The 16,423-nt window shown below is 39.6% G+C and carries 16 protein-coding genes; 9 read left to right on the top strand and 7 right to left on the bottom strand.

Features of this window, described 5'->3' with window-relative positions; all coding sequences use genetic code 11:
- Positions 1-3: 3 nt before the first annotated feature.
- Positions 4-432 (bottom strand): IPExxxVDY family protein, encoded by a 429-nt coding sequence (locus tag A33Q_RS08395; RefSeq protein ID WP_009034479.1) that lies wholly within the window; start codon positions 430-432, stop codon positions 4-6.
- A gap of 152 nt (positions 433-584) precedes the next feature.
- On the opposite strand from A33Q_RS08395, the gene A33Q_RS08390 reads away from it, so the two are divergent.
- From A33Q_RS08390 to A33Q_RS08370, 5 genes are read left to right on the top strand one after another with little or no spacing between them, the layout of a single operon-like run.
- The gene (locus A33Q_RS08390; protein WP_009034478.1) at positions 585-824 is read left to right on the top strand and encodes an acyl carrier protein; all 240 of its coding nucleotides are present in this window, start codon (positions 585-587) and stop codon (positions 822-824) included.
- Between the two features lie 18 nt (positions 825-842).
- Positions 843-2,096 carry a beta-ketoacyl-ACP synthase II gene (fabF, locus tag A33Q_RS08385; RefSeq protein WP_009034477.1) on the top strand — a complete coding sequence of 418 codons (1,254 nt, stop codon included), beginning with the start codon at positions 843-845 and terminating at the stop codon, positions 2,094-2,096.
- Between the two features lies 1 nt (position 2,097).
- The gene (rnc, locus tag A33Q_RS08380; RefSeq protein ID WP_016254957.1) at positions 2,098-2,838 is read left to right on the top strand and encodes a ribonuclease III; all 741 of its coding nucleotides are present in this window, start codon (positions 2,098-2,100) and stop codon (positions 2,836-2,838) included.
- Between the two features lie 44 nt (positions 2,839-2,882).
- Positions 2,883-4,730, top strand: a complete 1,848-nt coding sequence (gene nadE, locus A33Q_RS08375; RefSeq protein WP_009034475.1) for an NAD(+) synthase — start codon at positions 2,883-2,885, stop codon at positions 4,728-4,730.
- A gap of 42 nt (positions 4,731-4,772) precedes the next feature.
- Positions 4,773-5,897 carry a prolipoprotein diacylglyceryl transferase gene (locus A33Q_RS08370; protein ID WP_009034474.1) on the top strand — a complete coding sequence of 375 codons (1,125 nt, stop codon included), beginning with the start codon at positions 4,773-4,775 and terminating at the stop codon, positions 5,895-5,897.
- Here A33Q_RS08370 and yidD read toward each other — a convergent pair.
- A complete protein-coding gene (gene yidD / locus A33Q_RS08365; RefSeq protein ID WP_009034473.1) occupies positions 5,879-6,109 on the bottom strand; it encodes a membrane protein insertion efficiency factor YidD in 231 nt (76 codons plus the stop codon). The two genes, A33Q_RS08370 and yidD, sit on opposite strands and share 19 nt — an antisense overlap.
- Positions 6,110-6,181: 72 nt before the next feature.
- On the opposite strand from yidD, the gene A33Q_RS08360 reads away from it, so the two are divergent.
- Positions 6,182-7,624 carry a BamA/TamA family outer membrane protein gene (locus tag A33Q_RS08360; RefSeq protein WP_016254955.1) on the top strand — a complete coding sequence of 481 codons (1,443 nt, stop codon included), beginning with the start codon at positions 6,182-6,184 and terminating at the stop codon, positions 7,622-7,624.
- A gap of 67 nt (positions 7,625-7,691) precedes the next feature.
- On the opposite strand, the gene A33Q_RS08355 is transcribed toward A33Q_RS08360, so the two are convergent.
- Entirely contained in the window at positions 7,692-8,414 is a 723-nt protein-coding gene (locus A33Q_RS08355) for a class I SAM-dependent methyltransferase (protein ID WP_009034470.1), read from the bottom strand.
- A 291-nt stretch (positions 8,415-8,705) separates the two neighbouring features.
- Here A33Q_RS08355 and A33Q_RS08350 point away from each other — a divergent pair, with 291 nt between their 5' ends.
- The 3 genes from A33Q_RS08350 to A33Q_RS08340 all read left to right on the top strand — a co-directional run bounded on the left by A33Q_RS08350 (position 8,706) and on the right by A33Q_RS08340 (position 14,135).
- A complete protein-coding gene (locus tag A33Q_RS08350; RefSeq protein WP_009034469.1) occupies positions 8,706-9,533 on the top strand; it encodes a PorV/PorQ family protein in 828 nt (275 codons plus the stop codon).
- Complete coding sequence (locus A33Q_RS08345) at positions 9,530-11,632, top strand: ComEA family DNA-binding protein (RefSeq protein ID WP_009034468.1); 2,103 nt, start codon at positions 9,530-9,532, stop codon at positions 11,630-11,632. Before A33Q_RS08350 ends, A33Q_RS08345 begins: the two co-directional genes overlap by 4 nt.
- A gap of 64 nt (positions 11,633-11,696) precedes the next feature.
- Complete coding sequence (locus A33Q_RS08340; protein ID WP_016254952.1) at positions 11,697-14,135, top strand: zinc-dependent metalloprotease; 2,439 nt, start codon at positions 11,697-11,699, stop codon at positions 14,133-14,135.
- A gap of 19 nt (positions 14,136-14,154) precedes the next feature.
- Here the strand turns inward: A33Q_RS08340 and A33Q_RS21840 are convergent, their stop codons facing one another.
- From A33Q_RS21840 to A33Q_RS08320, 4 genes are all read right to left on the bottom strand, one after another.
- A complete protein-coding gene (locus A33Q_RS21840) occupies positions 14,155-14,304 on the bottom strand; it encodes a DUF2256 domain-containing protein (protein WP_009034466.1) in 150 nt (49 codons plus the stop codon).
- Entirely contained in the window at positions 14,301-14,780 is a 480-nt protein-coding gene (locus A33Q_RS08330) for a hypothetical protein (RefSeq protein WP_040490267.1), read from the bottom strand. The genes A33Q_RS21840 and A33Q_RS08330 overlap by 4 nt, the downstream gene beginning before the upstream one ends.
- 107 nt (positions 14,781-14,887) lie before the next feature.
- Entirely contained in the window at positions 14,888-15,229 is a 342-nt protein-coding gene (locus tag A33Q_RS08325; protein WP_009034464.1) for a nucleotide pyrophosphohydrolase, read from the bottom strand.
- Positions 15,229-16,302 carry a mannose-1-phosphate guanylyltransferase gene (locus tag A33Q_RS08320; protein WP_040490266.1) on the bottom strand — a complete coding sequence of 358 codons (1,074 nt, stop codon included), beginning with the start codon at positions 16,300-16,302 and terminating at the stop codon, positions 15,229-15,231. The genes A33Q_RS08325 and A33Q_RS08320 overlap by 1 nt, the downstream gene beginning before the upstream one ends.
- Between the last annotated feature and the right edge of the window lie 121 nt (positions 16,303-16,423).

The raw sequence follows: 16,423 nt of genomic DNA, 5'->3' as shown, positions 1-16,423 counted from the left end.
GAATTAATAGGTAAGTAGATTTTCTTTTGATTTGATTTTTGAAATATCAAGTTTAACAATGTTCTGGATGAGACGAACTTGACTTAAGCGCTCAATATAAGCATTAATATTCAATTCGAAGGTGTGATCCTGCAGGAGAAGGAAGTAATCCATGATCCTAAGTTCAGGAACAAGATAAGCAGAATGAATGTCTGGCGACAGGGATTTATTCTTGAGCAGTTGCACAAATCCATGTTCTTTTTCCTCCATAAACCGGGAAATTTCAATTTTGACATCGTCTTTGAATTCCATTCTAAAATCCGGGTTTTTCACCAGATGCAAACCCAGGTTTTGATTGAGCAACCAAGCCATTTTATAGTCTTTGAGGGGTGCGACAATTCCCAAAAGTTCAAAATCATAACTATGTTCAACTATCAGCTTTATTTTCTTCATTAAGGGAAGAATTTAGAAAAAACAAAGTTAGGAATATTCCATCAACTTTCTTGAAAGCCTGCCATACTTTGAATTTACTTCCATCATTTTTTTGGCATTAAGGTTTTAAATATATTTCTTTGCGGAGTGTTTTAATTTAAACTGTTCAAAAAATGTCTGACATAGCACAAAAAGTAAAAGCCATTATCGTTGATAAACTAGGCGTTGAAGAATCTGAAGTTACTCCTGAGGCAAGCTTCACCAACGATCTAGGGGCTGACTCTCTGGACACAGTAGAGCTCATTATGGAATTCGAAAAAGAATTCAACATTTCTATTCCGGATGATCAAGCAGAGCAGATTGGCACTGTAGGTCAAGCTGTCAGCTATCTGGAAGCAAACGTTAAATCATAAATCACTTAAAATTCATTTATGAATTTAAGAAGAGTTGTAGTAACAGGTTTAGGTGCCCTTACACCAATTGGTAATACCGTTCCGGAATTTTGGAACGGACTATCAAATGGTGTGAGCGGTGCTGGACCTATTACTAGATTTGATGCCTCTCTATTCAAAACACAATTCGCCTGTGAAGTCAAAAACTTGGACGTTGATCAGTTTATTGACAGAAAAGAGGCGAGAAAAATGGATCTTTTTACCCAAATGGGTTTGATCGCAGCAGACCAAGCGATTATAGATGCAGGACTGGATCTTGAAAAAATCAACCTTCACAGAGCAGGTGTCATCATGGGTTCAGGAATTGGCGGCCTTCGTTCATTTCAGGATGAAGTAACCGATTTCGTTAAAGGAGATGGAACCCCAAGGTTCAACCCTTTCTTTATCCCTAAAATGATTGCCGATATCTGTGCCGGTTTTATTTCCATAAAATATGGTTTTAGAGGGCCGAACTTCGTTACTGTATCAGCTTGTGCTTCTGCAACCAACGCCATCATTGATGCATTCAATTACATCAGGTTAGGCAAGGCAGACATTTTTGTCACTGGTGGCACAGAGGCAACCATCACCGAAGCCGGTGTTGGTGGTTTCAATGCACTCAAAGCGCTTTCGCAGAGAAATGATTCTCCAACAACGGCATCCAGACCTTTTGACAAAGAAAGGGATGGCTTTGTACTTGGAGAAGGTGCAGGATGTCTGATCCTTGAAGATTATGATCATGCCATAGCCAGAGGTGCAAAGATTTACGCTGAAATAGTTGGAGGGGGAATGACAGCTGACGCATATCACATTACTGCACCACATCCTGATGGAGCCGGAGCAACTAATGTAATGCTTCATGCCTTAGAAGATGCAGGAATGCAGCCTGAAGATATAGACTATGTCAACGTCCATGGGACTTCTACTCCACTAGGAGATGTCAGTGAAGTTAAAGCAATCCAAAAAGTATTTGGGGAACATGCTTACAAATTGAATATCAGCAGTACCAAATCAATGACAGGTCACCTTTTGGGTGCAGCTGGAGCTATAGAAGCTATTGCGTCTATTCTTTCTATCCAAAATAGTCTGGTACCTCCTACCATCAACCACTTCACTGATGATGAGGAATTTGACTCTAAGCTAAATCTGACATTCAATAAAGCTCAAAAAAGAGAAATAAGAGCTGCGCTAAGTAATACATTTGGATTTGGTGGGCACAATGCTTCCGTCATCTTCAAAAAAATCAGTGAGTAAATTGAAACTATCCAGATTACTCCGATTACAAGCGATCTTTTATGACAAATACGAAAAAAGGCTTGCTGACTCCATCAAACACATGGTAGGCAGCAAGCCTTTTAATTTGAATTTATACAAACTTTCCCTCAAACACGCATCCATCTCTGAAGAAAGTATCAATGGATTGAAGATTTCCAATGAAAGGCTGGAGTACCTGGGGGACGCCATTCTGGGATCTGTGGTAGCCGAATTTTTGTTCTTGAAATTTCCCTTCAGGGACGAGGGCTTTCTTACAGAAACCAGGTCGAGAATGGTCAATAGAGAGGCTCTCAATCAGATTGCTATAAAAATAGGCCTGTCAAAAGTCATTGAAAAAGAATACAAAGGGAAAAACCTCAATGCCCATAAATCTATTTTTGGAGACACCTTAGAAGCGCTTGTCGGTGCTGTGTATTTAGATAGAGGTTATGCATTTTGCAAAAAATTTATTCTGAAAAGGATCATCATTCATTTTGATGTGGATGATATAATAAACACCACGGCTAATTTTAAGAGTAAAATCATTGAATGGTCACAAAAAGAAAATAAGGAAATAGACTTCAAAATGGTTGCCGTAAGTGGCAATCAAAGATTTAAGGAATTTCTTGTGGAACTTTGTGTGGACGGAAACCCTTTGTCTGAAGGTAAGGGAAGCACCAAGAAAAAAGCAGAGCAGGAAGCTGCCAAAAATGCCTGCGAAAAACTGAATATCGCCATTTAGAACACTATATTTGATTTTGGTGTTTTTTTGTTTTCTGAATATTTATGTCAAGTATCAAAGTCGCCTGTGCCACACTCAACCAGACACCATTAGATTGGAAGGGCAATCTGGAACATATTAAGTCTGCTATTCAGGAAGCTCAAAAAGAAAAAGCAGACCTAATCTGCTTTCCTGAATTGGCCATTACGGGTTATGGAAGTGAAGATCTCTTCCTGAGCTATTGGTTTCCCCAAAAAGCCGTCAAGCAACTGGAAAAACTACTCCCATTTTGTGGAGACATTACTGTTGCTGTTGGGCTTCCCGTTAGAATACAGGAGAAGGTCTATAATTGTATGGCTATCATTGAAAACCATGAACTCAAAGGTATCGTAGCCAAACAGTTTATGGCCATTGATGGTGTGCATTATGAATTCAGGTGGTTTACACCTTGGGAAGCAGGAAAAATCCTGACTTTTGACTTTTTCGGAAAAGACATCCCTTTAGGGGATATGATTTTTGATAAAAAAGGATTCAAATACGGTTTTGAAATCTGTGAAGATGCTTGGAGAGGCGATGCCAGACCAGGCTATAGACTAAAAGACCGTCATGTGGATTTGATTTTCAATCCTTCGGCAAGTCATTTTGCCATGGGAAAGACCAAGGAAAGAGAAGAGCTGGTCAAGAAAAGTTCTATAATTTTACATGCTGTTTATTTCTATGTCAACCTGTTGGGCAATGAATCAGGCAGAATGATCTTTGATGGGGAAATCATGGTCGCCCGCTATGGTGAACTTCTTCTGAAAAACAAACTGCTTTCTTACAAGGATTTCCAAGTACAATATTTTGAACATTCCGAAGCCCAATCTGACCTTCAGCCAATCAATTCCCCTATCGACAAAAATGAAGAATTTGTCCAGGCAGCTAGTCTTGGGCTTTATGATTACTTGAGAAAAAGCAAAAGTAAAGGCTTTGTCCTCTCTCTCAGTGGAGGTGCAGACTCATCCACTATTGCTGTCTTGGTTGCAGAAATGGTCAGAAGGGGAAGTGAGGAACTGGGTGTGCCGGTCTTTTTGGGGAAGCTTGGAATGTCATACATACCCCAAACAGATAATCCTGTCAAAGAGATTGTGGGACTGTTATTGACCACAGCCTATCAGGCCTCTGAAAACTCTTCCTTCTCAACATTCCAGTCAGCTAAAACTTTAGCAGAAAGCATTGGAGCGGTTTTCAAACATTGGGAAATCGGAGATGAAGTAAAGGGATATACTGAAAAAATTGAAAATGCTATTGGCAGAAGGTTGACTTGGAAAGCTGATGACATCGCATTGCAAAATATCCAGGCAAGGGCTCGTTCCCCAATCATTTGGATGCTTGCCAATATCAATCATGCGCTTTTGCTGAGCACCTCCAATAGAAGCGAAGGGGATGTTGGATATACCACCATGGATGGAGATACAAGCGGAAGTATTTCTCCAATTGCAGCGGTGGACAAATACTTTATCATACAATGGCTTAAGTGGGCAGAAATTACGCTTGGTTATAAAGGACTGGCAAAAGTGAATGGCCTTCAGCCAACAGCAGAACTCAGGCCAAGCGACAATCAGCAAACTGATGAAACTGACTTAATGCCTTATTCCATTATTTTGGCCATTGAAAAATTAGCCATCAGAGATAGACGATCTCCTATCGACGTCTTTTTAAATCTCAAAGAAGAATTGGAAATTGAAGCAGATTTACTTAAAGAATACATAAAAAAATTCTTCAGACTTTGGTCCCGAAATCAATGGAAAAGAGAACGGTTAGCACCTTCTTTCCATTTGGATGAATTCAATGTGGATCCAAAAACCTGGTATAGATTCCCGATTTTGTCAGGAGGTTATGAAGAAGAACTTAAAGAATTGGATACTTACTAAAAAAAGGTAAATTCACCCCTTTGCAGTCAAACTAAAAATAGCATGTTGAGCCTAGAAAGTGTTTTAAACTATATCGTATGGAGCCCAAACCCTGCAGTTTTTTCAGGATTTGAAAGATTGAGGTGGTATAGTCTTCTTTTTGCTTTGGGATTTATCATCTCCCAGCAAATCATGATTTATATCTACAATAAAGAAGGGCATGACTCAAGACTCGTAGATAAACTGACCATTTACATGGTTCTTTCTACAATCATCGGTGCCCGGTTAGGCCATGTTCTTTTTTATGAACCTGAAAAATACCTGAGCAACCCCATTGACATTCTTAAAGTATGGGAAGGGGGACTGGCTAGCCATGGAGCTGCTATTGCAATATTGATCGCTCTGTATATGTATTCCAGAAAAGTGCCTGGACAGAGTTACCTATGGGTAGTAGACAGAATTGTTATCGTAACGGCAATGGTAGGAGCTATGATCAGGATAGGTAACCTGATGAACTCTGAGATTGGTGGCAAACCAACTGATAATGACAGCGGTTTTGTTTTTGCCCGTGATGCGGAAGAAATACTGGAAACTCTCCGTGTACCTGTGGTGGATGTAAATGCTTACAAACCCTCCAATAGAGATCAAGAGCTAAAGGGAAATGGAATAGTCCCTGTCAATTTTGAGCTTGAAATAGAAAAAGGTTCTTATGAAGAAGCTGATTTAAGAAGAACTTTGGAAACAGATGTGAAATATGTACTCACCAGGTTCCGAAGTTCTCAAAAATACCTGGCTGAGAATCCTGATACGCCTCTAAATTATGAACTTCAGGATAAGGGGGACCATTACTTGGCTACTATTTACACCTTTGGAGTAAGCAGATATCCAACCCAGATTTATGAATCAATTTCCTATTTCATCATATTTCTGATATTATTCGGAACCTGGTACCGTTATCAGTCAAGAATCCCTGATGGTTTATTCTTAGGCTTTTTCCTCATAACTGTATTTGGAATGAGATTTATTTGGGAATTCCTAAAGGAAAACCAGGTTGAATTTGAAGAAGGTTTAACTCTGAATATGGGCCAGACATTAAGCATACCTTTGGTTATCGGTGGATTAATCTTAGTGGGCTTGGCATTAAAAAAAGGATTTAAGCCTTTGGAGAATCAGGGTACAGGGTCATGACCATGCCCTCCCCAAGGATGACAACTGGCAATTCTCTTAATCCCCAACCAACCTCCTTTGACAACCCCATGCTTGAGGATAGCTTCCTTCGTATATTGGCTACAGGTGGGTGTGTACCTACAGGAGGCAGGAAATAATGGTGATATCATATACTGATATACCAAGACAGGAAAAATTGCAATCTTGCGTAGAATAGTTTTCAATTTTGGCATGTTTGAAACAATAAAGCAATTCTAAAACTTTAAGTTCCAATAATACAATATTCGGTTGCTGTGTTAAAATCAATGCTCACATATTCTTTTTTAACCCTGAGTTTATGGATAGCTCTTGGTGGAAATAATGAGGTCCTGGGCCAAGATGATGATGCAGCCGAAAACATTCTCCTCAACACACCTGACAAGGTCGTGATCAACAATATTTTTATCGTTGGGAATAAAAAAACCAAAAAAAATATCATTCTCAGAGAAATAGACCTTCAGACAGGGGTAAGCTACGATTGGGAAGAATTAATTTCTCTGATCCAGGAAGACCAGAAAAAAATCTACAATTTACAATTATTCAACAAAGTAGAAATCACTCCACTTATCACAGGTTCTGAACAGATTGAGCTGTTGGTTTCAGTGACAGAACGGTGGTATATCATACCCAACATTATTCTCAATCTAGCCGACAGAAACCTTGCAGAATGGTGGACCAATCAAAACAGAGACCTTTCAAGGGTTAACTATGGGGGTCGATTGGTTCATAATAACGTGGGCGGAAGAAATGAAAGACTTAGAGTCGGTGGTCAAATGGGGTTCATCCGTACTTTTGAGGTTTTGTATAACAAGCCTTATATTGATAAAAAACAAAAACACGGCCTTGCTATCCAAGGCATGTATTTCACCCAAAGAAATCTTCAAGTCAGGTCTTCTGGCAATAAGCAGGTTTTTTACAGTAACGAAGAAGAGGATATTCTCAGAAGAAACAGATCAGCTTCTCTAACATACACCTACAGAGGTAGTTTCTATAATTTCCACTATGTGACAGCTGGGTACAACAATACATGGATAGACGAAGATGTGTTTACCCAAAATCCGAATTTCTTTATTCATGGAACCAATTCCCTGGAATACTTTGCCCTAAGGTATAATTACAGGCATGACAAAAGAGACAATATCCTTTACGCCACCCAAGGCCAACTACTCAATCTTGCTTTGACAAGGTATGGTCTTTTTGGTGGGGATGATGTAAAGGATTGGGAGTTTACCATGAATGCAAACAAATACACCAAGTTCAATGACAAATTTCACTTGGTCAGTGGTTTATCTTTTAATGCTTTTTTGGGACAGAGACAACCGTTCACATTAGTAAGAGGTATTGGCTATAACCCGTACTTTATCCGGGGCTATGAATTGAATGTGGTTGAAGGGCAACAGGTCATTGTCCATAAAAACAGCTTGAGGTTCAAGTTCCTTGATCTTGGGTATAACATTGGAGATTTTGTTCCTTTGGAGGAATTCGCATACTTTCCCATCAAACTTTACTTGAGTGCAAATTTTGATCATGGTTATGTCAATGACCGAAACAGAATTCCCGAAAACCTTAGACTGACCAACCAGTACCTTTTCGGCTATGGCTTAGGACTGGATTTAGTCACACTTTATGACATGGTTTTCCGTCTGGAATATTCCATCAATAGTCAAAATGAAGGGGCATTTTTCCTGAATATCAGGGCTCCTTTTTGAGAATAATAGTGAAATTTTGAATTGCAACAAGAACACTAAAATAAAAACTTGATTAGCATCTCGCTTCTTAGTACCAACTCAAAACAGTATCACTAAAGGAGGCTGGTTCTAGATTGATGATTTTTTCTGGATCTGACTTCAATTCCTTGTAAGTCAATTGATCGACCTTAACAAATAAATCCTCATCTACCTCAAACTTCCGGGAAAGTGGTGTGGTTTTGAATCTTACATAACCAAGGCCATAATCAGTATTGATCACTCCAACATCCAATAAGTCAGGATATTTCCCCATAAGATAGGAAATAGTCTTCCAAACATCCCCACACCATTCACCTGTCCACCCTTTCAATTGCTGTTGTTGTTCTTCTGTGGGAAATACATCAGCATATACCGCTGCTGCTTCATGGGGCGGATAGCAGTCGTGAAGGATAATGAGGCCTTCATCATTGAGGTAAGTCAAGGAATGAAGAACATCATGTAAAGAAGCCCTGAAATTGTGAAGCCCATCAATAAGCACCACATCCAAAGGACCCAAATTTTGTAAGTAATCTTTCTGCGTTTCAAAAAAAACATCGCTCTCAAGCTGAAAATAATCAGCCTGGAAGTTAGCTGGCCATTTCATGAGCCATTTTAATCTTCTGCTTATGGCTATTTTAAAAACAGGATCTACAGCAACTTTATTTTTTGCGCGAATTGGCAAAAAAGATTTACCTTTTCTGCAGCCTATTTCAAGGTAGTTTTCAAAGTCAGTTTTTTGGAAAATATTCTGAATCAATTCAATCCTATCCATAAGTTGGTTTATGATTTTTGAAAATGGAGAATCTTTAAAATAGGGATTATTATATCAAACAATAAGCCTATACAAACCTTTTTGATCTAAAAAATCAAATAATACAACTCATTCAACCATCAATCCAAAAGACAGAATTACTGACTCATCCGGTAGTGTCCATTGAATTCAGAGATAGCTAAAACTTTGATATTGAAATTAAACGGATAAGTTCGGCCTTCTCCTTTTTTCTAAAAATCAGCCTTTTTATTTTTGATCTATTGGCTATTTGTTGTAATAATTTTTTAGAAAATGAGCAAGTATGTTTCAATATTCCTTTTAAGTACTATTCTATTTAAGGGGGTAGTTTTGGCTCAATCTGGACAACCCGCCCACCCAAATGGAGCTAGAAGTATAGGTATGGGCAATACCAATGTGACCGTTGGAGATGCCTGGAGTATTTTCAATAACGTGGGTGCTCTCACTGAAGTCGAAGAGTCACAGGTATTCTTTGCTTACGACCACAGGGGTAATCTGAGTGAGTTGACTACTCTTGCTGCCGGTATGGTGATCAGCGCCGATCAATTTTCATACGGAATATCAGTTTCCACTTTTGGAGAAGATATCTTTTCACAAAGCCAAATCGGCTTAGGAGTGGCACAAAAGCTCGGAATAGCGAGCATAGGTATCAAAGCAAGTTATTTCCAAACCAGCATTGAAGGATTTGGAACAGGCCGGTCTGCTGTTTTCGAGCTGGGAGGAATTGCAGAAATAACTCCAGAGCTGTTTTTCGGGGCCCATATCTACAACATCAGCGGCGCTTCTTTTGGAAAAAACTCCATTGATCAGCTGCCCTCTGTCTTCAAATCTGGGATTTCCTACAGGCCGGCAGAAAATATCATGGTCAACATTGAGGTTGAAAAAGACCTGATTCTCCCCCCTATTCTGAAAGTTGGGGTTGAATACAGCCTTCATGAAAAAATATGGGGAAGAATAGGCATGAACAACCAACCGCAGAGACTTTGCTTCGGATTGGGCTTTAGAGCCAAAAGATTCCACATAGACTTTGCTTCCAATCAAAACCCCTACTTGGGCAATACCCAGCATTTTTCTTTCAACTATCTATTCAGCAGGAAATGAAAATGCGATTCTGTGTCATAGTGCTGCTGCTATGGATCATACCCCTGTCTATATTTTCACAGACCTATAGGAAAGGTGAAATCAACTTGGAAATATTGGTAGAAGACCTTTTTGGTATGCAGAGAGAGGATCAGGATTATGATGATTTGTACGAGAGCTTACTCCAACTTTTTTTGAATCCTATCAACCTTAACAAAACCAATCCAGAGGAATTGCAATCGATTTTTATCCTTAGTCCTGCCCAGATCAATAGCTTTTTCCAGCATAGAAGTCACTTTGGCAGAATCTTATCCTTATATGAGCTTCAGGCAATACCTGAGTTTGACCTCGAGACTATTTATAAAATATTGCCCTTTGTAGTACTGGATGAAACAGAGGGAAAGCAAGGTCCACTTTTGGATAGAATCAAAGAAAGCAAAGATGCCTACTTAATCCTTAGAGCAAACCGGGTCTTGGAAACCCGCAGAGGGTATACTCCTCCGGACACTTTGGCTAATGGAAGACTGAGTAGCAGATATCTGGGAGATCCAAATAATCTTTATGTCAGGTTCAGGATTCAACAAAGTAGAGATTTCAGTTTAGGATTCACTATGGACAAAGACCCGGGAGAACAGTTCACTTGGGATCCAGAAACCAAGAGGTATGGATTTAATTTTTTCTCCTATCATTTTACAGTGTACAATCAGGGCAGGTGGAAAGCTATCAGCTTGGGTGATTTTCAAATGCAGACTGGACAGGGCTTGGTATTCGGAGCTGGTTTTGCGACAGGGAAAGGCGGAGAAACCATTACTACAGTGAGGAGAAGTACCATTGGAATTCGTCCTTACACCTCTGCTTTGGAATTTGGTTTTTTCAGAGGAGTAGCAGCAAGCTATCAAGCTGGGCCTATCAGCATTACTCTTCTGGCCTCCAATGCACCCCGACATGGTAATGTGCAGGTCCTTTCTGATAGCCTTGAACGAGATGAAGCAATTATCACTTCCTTGCAGACCTCAGGTTTGCACAGGACAGCCACTGAAATCAGATACAAAAATCAAATCCGGGAAAAGAATCTGGGTGCCAATATCCATTTCCAAAATAATGCAAAAAACCTGCAGCTAGGTTTCAATTCACTTTTAACCCAGTTCAGTCAACCATTTGTCAGGAGGCCACAACCTTATAATCAGTTTGAATTCCATGGTCAGGAAAATCAAATTCATAGCCTATACTTCGCTTATAATTTTCAAAATTATTTCTTTTTTGGAGAATCTGCTGTCTCACAAAGCAGGGGACAAGGTCATATTTTTGGGATGATGAGCAGCCTTCACCCCAAACTCTCCCTTTCATTACTTTGGAGAAGTTTTGACAGAGATTTTCATACATTTTATGGAAATGCATTTTCGGAAGGCACCAGACCTATCAACGAAAGAGGGATATATTTAGGTCTCAACTTCAAACCTAACAGAAAATATAATTGGGCATTTTACTATGACCAATTTACTTTCCCATGGTTAAGGTTTAGAACTTATGCGCCTTCCCAAGGCTATGAATGGCTCAGCAGGTTCACTTACAGCCCTTCACGAAAAATCCTTCTTTTTGCACAGATCAGAGAAGAATCCAAGGGAAGAAATATCAGCGAATATCCCAGGTTCCAATCAAGCTACATCCTGGATCAGGGAAAGAGATGGAATTACGTCTTCAATTTGGATTACAGCCTCAGTCAAAATTGGAGTATCAAGTCAAGAGTCATGGGTTCCTCGTTTGATTTTGGAGGCAAGGTGACCAGAGGTTTTGCCATCTCACAAGACCTCAATGTGGATTATCAGAAATGGAGACTTTCCAGCAGGTTGGCATTTTTTGATACAGATGATTTTGATAACAGACAATTTCTATATGAGAGAAATGTACTGTGGCTTTTTTCCATTCCATCCCTTCACGGACAGGGGTTGAGATATTATATTTTAGGCCAGTACAGGATAAATCCCAAGCTTGAGATCTGGGCAAGATTTTCACGGACTCAATATACCGATAGGAATCAAATTGGATCTGGATTGCAACTGATTCAGGGAAACCGGATTACAGAAGCAGTGATACAGATGAGGTATAAATTCAATAGATAATTTCTTTAATCGGTAACACCACAGTTGGATGTTTTTGATAAATTGGGAATCAAACCGCTATACCATGAAAAAAACATTTACACTTATTATCACGCTCTTTTTACTTACTTCCATTTCATCGTTCTCACAAAGTCCTGATCGGAGCAAAATGGAGAAAAAAGATGGATTTTTCACATTCTATACTGATGAGGATAAAGGGAAAATCTACCTTGAAGTAGACAAACTGGATTATGAATTCTTATATGTCAATTCCCTTCCCGCAGGGGTTGGGTCCAATGACCTTGGATTGGATAAAGGCCAATTGGGAAGAACACGAGTAGTTGAATTCAGAAAAGCAGGAAACAAAATTTTATTGGTCCATAAAAACTATGACTTCAGGGCTTCCTACACGGACAATCCAGATGAAGCCAAGTCAGTGCAGGATGCATTTGCGGAATCTGTTATCTGGGGTTTTGAAATTACAGATGCAAAAGATGGTGAATACCTTATAGACGCTACATCCTTTTACACTCAAGATGCCCACATGGTTGGGGAAAAACTGGGCAATGCCAAGCAAGGCAGCTACAAGCCTGATGCATCGAGAAGTGCTATCCATTATCCCATGACAAAAAATTTTCCTAAAAATTCTGAAGTAGAGGCCATCGTGACATTAACGGGAACCCCAGCCGGAAATTACATCAGGTCTGTAACTCCTTCACCAGAAGCTGTGACTGTCAGACAAAGGCATTCATTTATTGAATTGCCTGATGATGGATATCAACCTAGGGAATTTGACCCAAGAGCAGGATATTTCCATATTTCTTATATGGATTTCACAACATCCATTGGTGAGCCTATTGTCAAAAAATATATCTCCAGACATAGATTGGAAAAAAAAGATCCAAATGCTGAAATATCAGAACCTATCAAACCCATTGTGTATTACCTGGACAGAGGAACACCAGAACCTGTAAGGTCTGCTTTGCTCGAAGGGGGAAACTGGTGGGCTGAAGCTTTTGAAGCTGCTGGATTTAAAAATGCCTACCGGGTAGAATTGATGCCTGAGGGGGCAGATATGATGGATGTCAGATACAATGTCATCCAGTGGGTTCACAGGTCAACAAGAGGATGGTCTTATGGTTCTTCAGTGAGAGATCCACGTACCGGAGAAATCATTAAAGGACATGTTTCATTAGGTTCTTTGAGAGTAAGACAGGATTATTTGATTGCTCAAGGTCTTTTGCAGCCATTTGAAGATGGCAAACCGGCTGATCCAAAAATGTTGGAAATGGCTTTGGCTAGATTAAGACAACTATCAGCTCATGAAATCGGACACACAATAGGACTGGCACATGCCTACGCTTCTGCCCCTACCAATAGAGCTTCTGTCATGGATTACCCCTACCCATTTATCACCATGGACAATTCTGGTACCCTGGACTTCTCCAAAGCTTATGATGACAAGATCGGAGAATGGGACAAATGGGCTATCAAGTATGGTTATGCAACAGTCCCTGAAAATAAAAATGAGAAAGAATTTTTGAGCCAAATCTTGGAAGACACCTATGCTGCAGGCCACACTTTTATTTCCGATGTAGATGCACGACATCCAAGCGGTAGCCATCCCAAAGCGCACCTTTGGGCCAATGGAGATTCCGCACCTGAAGAATTACTCAGGATGATGGAAATCCGGAAAAAGCGCCTCGAAACTTTTGGAAGAAATGCTATTGAAAACGGACAGCCAGAAGCCTTGATGGAGGAAGTCTTGGTACCTCTTTACCTCATGCACCGCTACCAGATTGAAGCTACTTCCAAACTTATCGGAGGGCTTGATTACACTTACAAAGTAAAAGGGGACAACCAGAGAACTCAATCCAGACTGGATGCCAAAACGCAAAGTGAAGCCCTTGAAGCTTTATTGAAAGCTATTGCTCCTGAGAACCTTATCTTACCCACTTCAATTGTAGATATCATTCCGCCAAGACCTATGGGGTACTCCAGAAATAGGGAAACCTTCCCGTCCCGAGTAGGTTTGAATTTTGACCCTTTAGCTCCAGCAGAAAATGTGGTAGATATGGCATTGGGATTCATGCTGGAGGCAGGTAGAGCCAACAGGCTGGCACAGCAGGCGGCTTTTGACAATAGCCTTCCTTCTTTCAACAGTTATCTGAATAACCTTTCCAGTAAACTTATCCTTAATGATATTCCAAACACTTATGAGGGACAGGTCATACTGATGCGTGAAAACAAACTTATAGATCACATGATCAAGCTAGCTAAAGACCCCGCCGCAAACTCAATTGTAAAAGCAGATACCCGGGCAAAACTGGCAAGTATCAAAAACATGAAATCAGAAAATGCCAAAAACAAAAACACTTCTGCTGCCAATCATGGAGTTTACTTAGCTTCAAAAATTGAGACATTCTTAAGTCTTCCTGAAGAATTATCAACTCCTGCTACTATTTCCGTTCCGGACGGAGCACCGATAGGTTCAGATGAAATGTCCTGTGATTTTGAGTTTTGACAAAAAAAAGGGTTGGCGCTTAAGCCAACCCTTTTTTGTTATTCTTATTACCTGCACATTTCTTAGAACAATATTTTACCATTTCCCAATTCTTTTCCCACTTCTTTCTCCATGTAAAAGGTCTGTTGCAGACCGGGCATAACTTAGTGGGTAAATTTGATTTTTTCATGTACTGATTAGCCCTCTCACAAATTGGTAATTTACTGTTACCGCCTTCCACTCATTTTCCTGAAAGTCATAAAGATTTTTATTGATAATGACTTCTAATGTCAATTGATCGATCAAGTCCAAAGAAATTATTTCTCCTACCTCTATATTAGGAGGATTTTGTTCACTAATGTCAAATTGATTTGTATTTTCATTGAAGTCTACGAACAGAGAAACACTTTCAGTAACAAACCTGATGATCGGTACTCCATTCTGCTCAGTCAAAACATTGGGATAATAAAAATTAAAAAACATTTCATCATTTTCTCCTTCCAGAAAAGTCATCCTATTGTTTTGTTCACTGCCCAGGCTTTCTAATTGACCCAGGAAATCCAGGTTAGAGTCACCGTCATCATTGATATCCAACATTTGGTTCATTGAAATAGCCTGAAGATTGTAATTGCCGTAAAAAAAATCTGGGCGGATCTTCTCTGTCATCTTGACATCCAACTACCACTAAAAATACCATGAACAAAAAAACCAGTTTTCTTAAATTGCAAACCATAATTTCTCAAATTGTAAACTTTTGATACAATAAAAAACGCCTACTTCAGCTTATTGTTTTCTTGATGTCTATGCTTATCCCTGATATTTTTTTTGTCAAAATTCTTTTTCAAAGCATCAGTCAGGTCTATCCCTGTTTGGTTTGCCAGGCAAATCAAGACCCAAAGTACATCTGCCATCTCATCTCCAAGATCACTCCCTTTGTCTGAATCCTTGTAAGATTGCTCACCGTATTTTCTTGCCATGATCCTCGCCAACTCCCCTACCTCTTCCATAAGAATGGCTGTATTGGTCAATTCATTAAAATATCGGACCCCTACAGTCTGTATCCATTCATCAACCATTTTTTGAGCTTCTGAGATCGTTATATCCTTTTTATCCATCACACAAAATCCTCTCCTTTATTTTTAGCATCATTGACAAAAGTCCTAAATTGTTTTTCAGCATCCAGCTTGCAGATTAACAGCACATTATCACTTTCATTTACGAGATAATTATCCAAACCCTGAATGACCACCAGTTTTTTGGAATCCACTTTAACAAAACTGTTTTGAGTGTCGTAAAGAATTGCGTTTGCCTCCACCACATTATTGGCTTTATCTTTCTTGCTGTTTTCATGAAGGCTCAACCAAGAGCCCAGATCTGACCAACCAAAATCTCCCAATACAACATAAACTTCATCTGACTTCTCCATGATTCCGTAGTCTATTGAATTGTTCTTCACCAGTGAATATGCTTTCTTGATAAAAGATTCTTCCTCATCCGTATTGTAGTAAGCCAAGCCTTCTTCAAAGACTTCTGCTACTTCTGACATGTATTTTTCAAATGCATTGATGGCACTTTTTGCTTTCCATACAAACATCCCTGAGTTCCATACGAAGTCACCGCTTTCAAGAAAGGTCTTGGCCAACTTCAGGCTTGGTTTTTCGGTAAATGTCTTGACCTTTTTGACATGATTGCCCGGCTCGGAATAATATTGGATATAGCCGTAACCAGTTTCCGGACGATTTGGCCTAATACCAATAGTAATCAGCCTGTCGTTCTTTTCACAACCCATCAAAGCCAACTTTATTTTTTCATGGAATTTTTCTTCCTGAACAATCAAATGATCAGACGGAGTTACAATGACCTTTGCATCAGGGTCATTTTTAGAGATTTTGTAAGTAGCATACGCTACACAGGTAGCTGTATTTCTTCTTAGAGGTTCTGTCAAGATCTGGTTTTCGGGAATTCCCGGAAGCTGATCTTTGACCAGATCAAGATAATTTTTATTGGTCACTACATAAAAAAAACTGTCAGGGGCTATTTTAGAAAACCTGTCATAAGTCATTTGAAGGAGTGTTCTTCCAGTTCCCAGCACATCCAAAAACTGTTTGGGTTTGCTATTTCTACTATAAGGCCAAAAACGGGAGCCAATTCCCCCGGCCATGATTACTATGTATGTCTTTTCTTGCATTTGATGGAATCCTTCTTAAACTACCGTAATTCTTTTTGAATATGCACAAAAGCAATGATAAATTTAAACTTCACGTAAACCAGTCATGTAATTCCGAAAAAGCAGCCCTTTGAAAGTTAAC

The organism is Indibacter alkaliphilus LW1 (genome assembly GCF_000295935.2).
In the GTDB taxonomy this organism is placed as follows: Bacteria; Bacteroidota; Bacteroidia; order Cytophagales; family Cyclobacteriaceae; genus Indibacter; species Indibacter alkaliphilus.
Note: the sequence above shows the minus strand (reverse complement) of the source record. Positions and strands in the feature narration are given on the sequence as shown.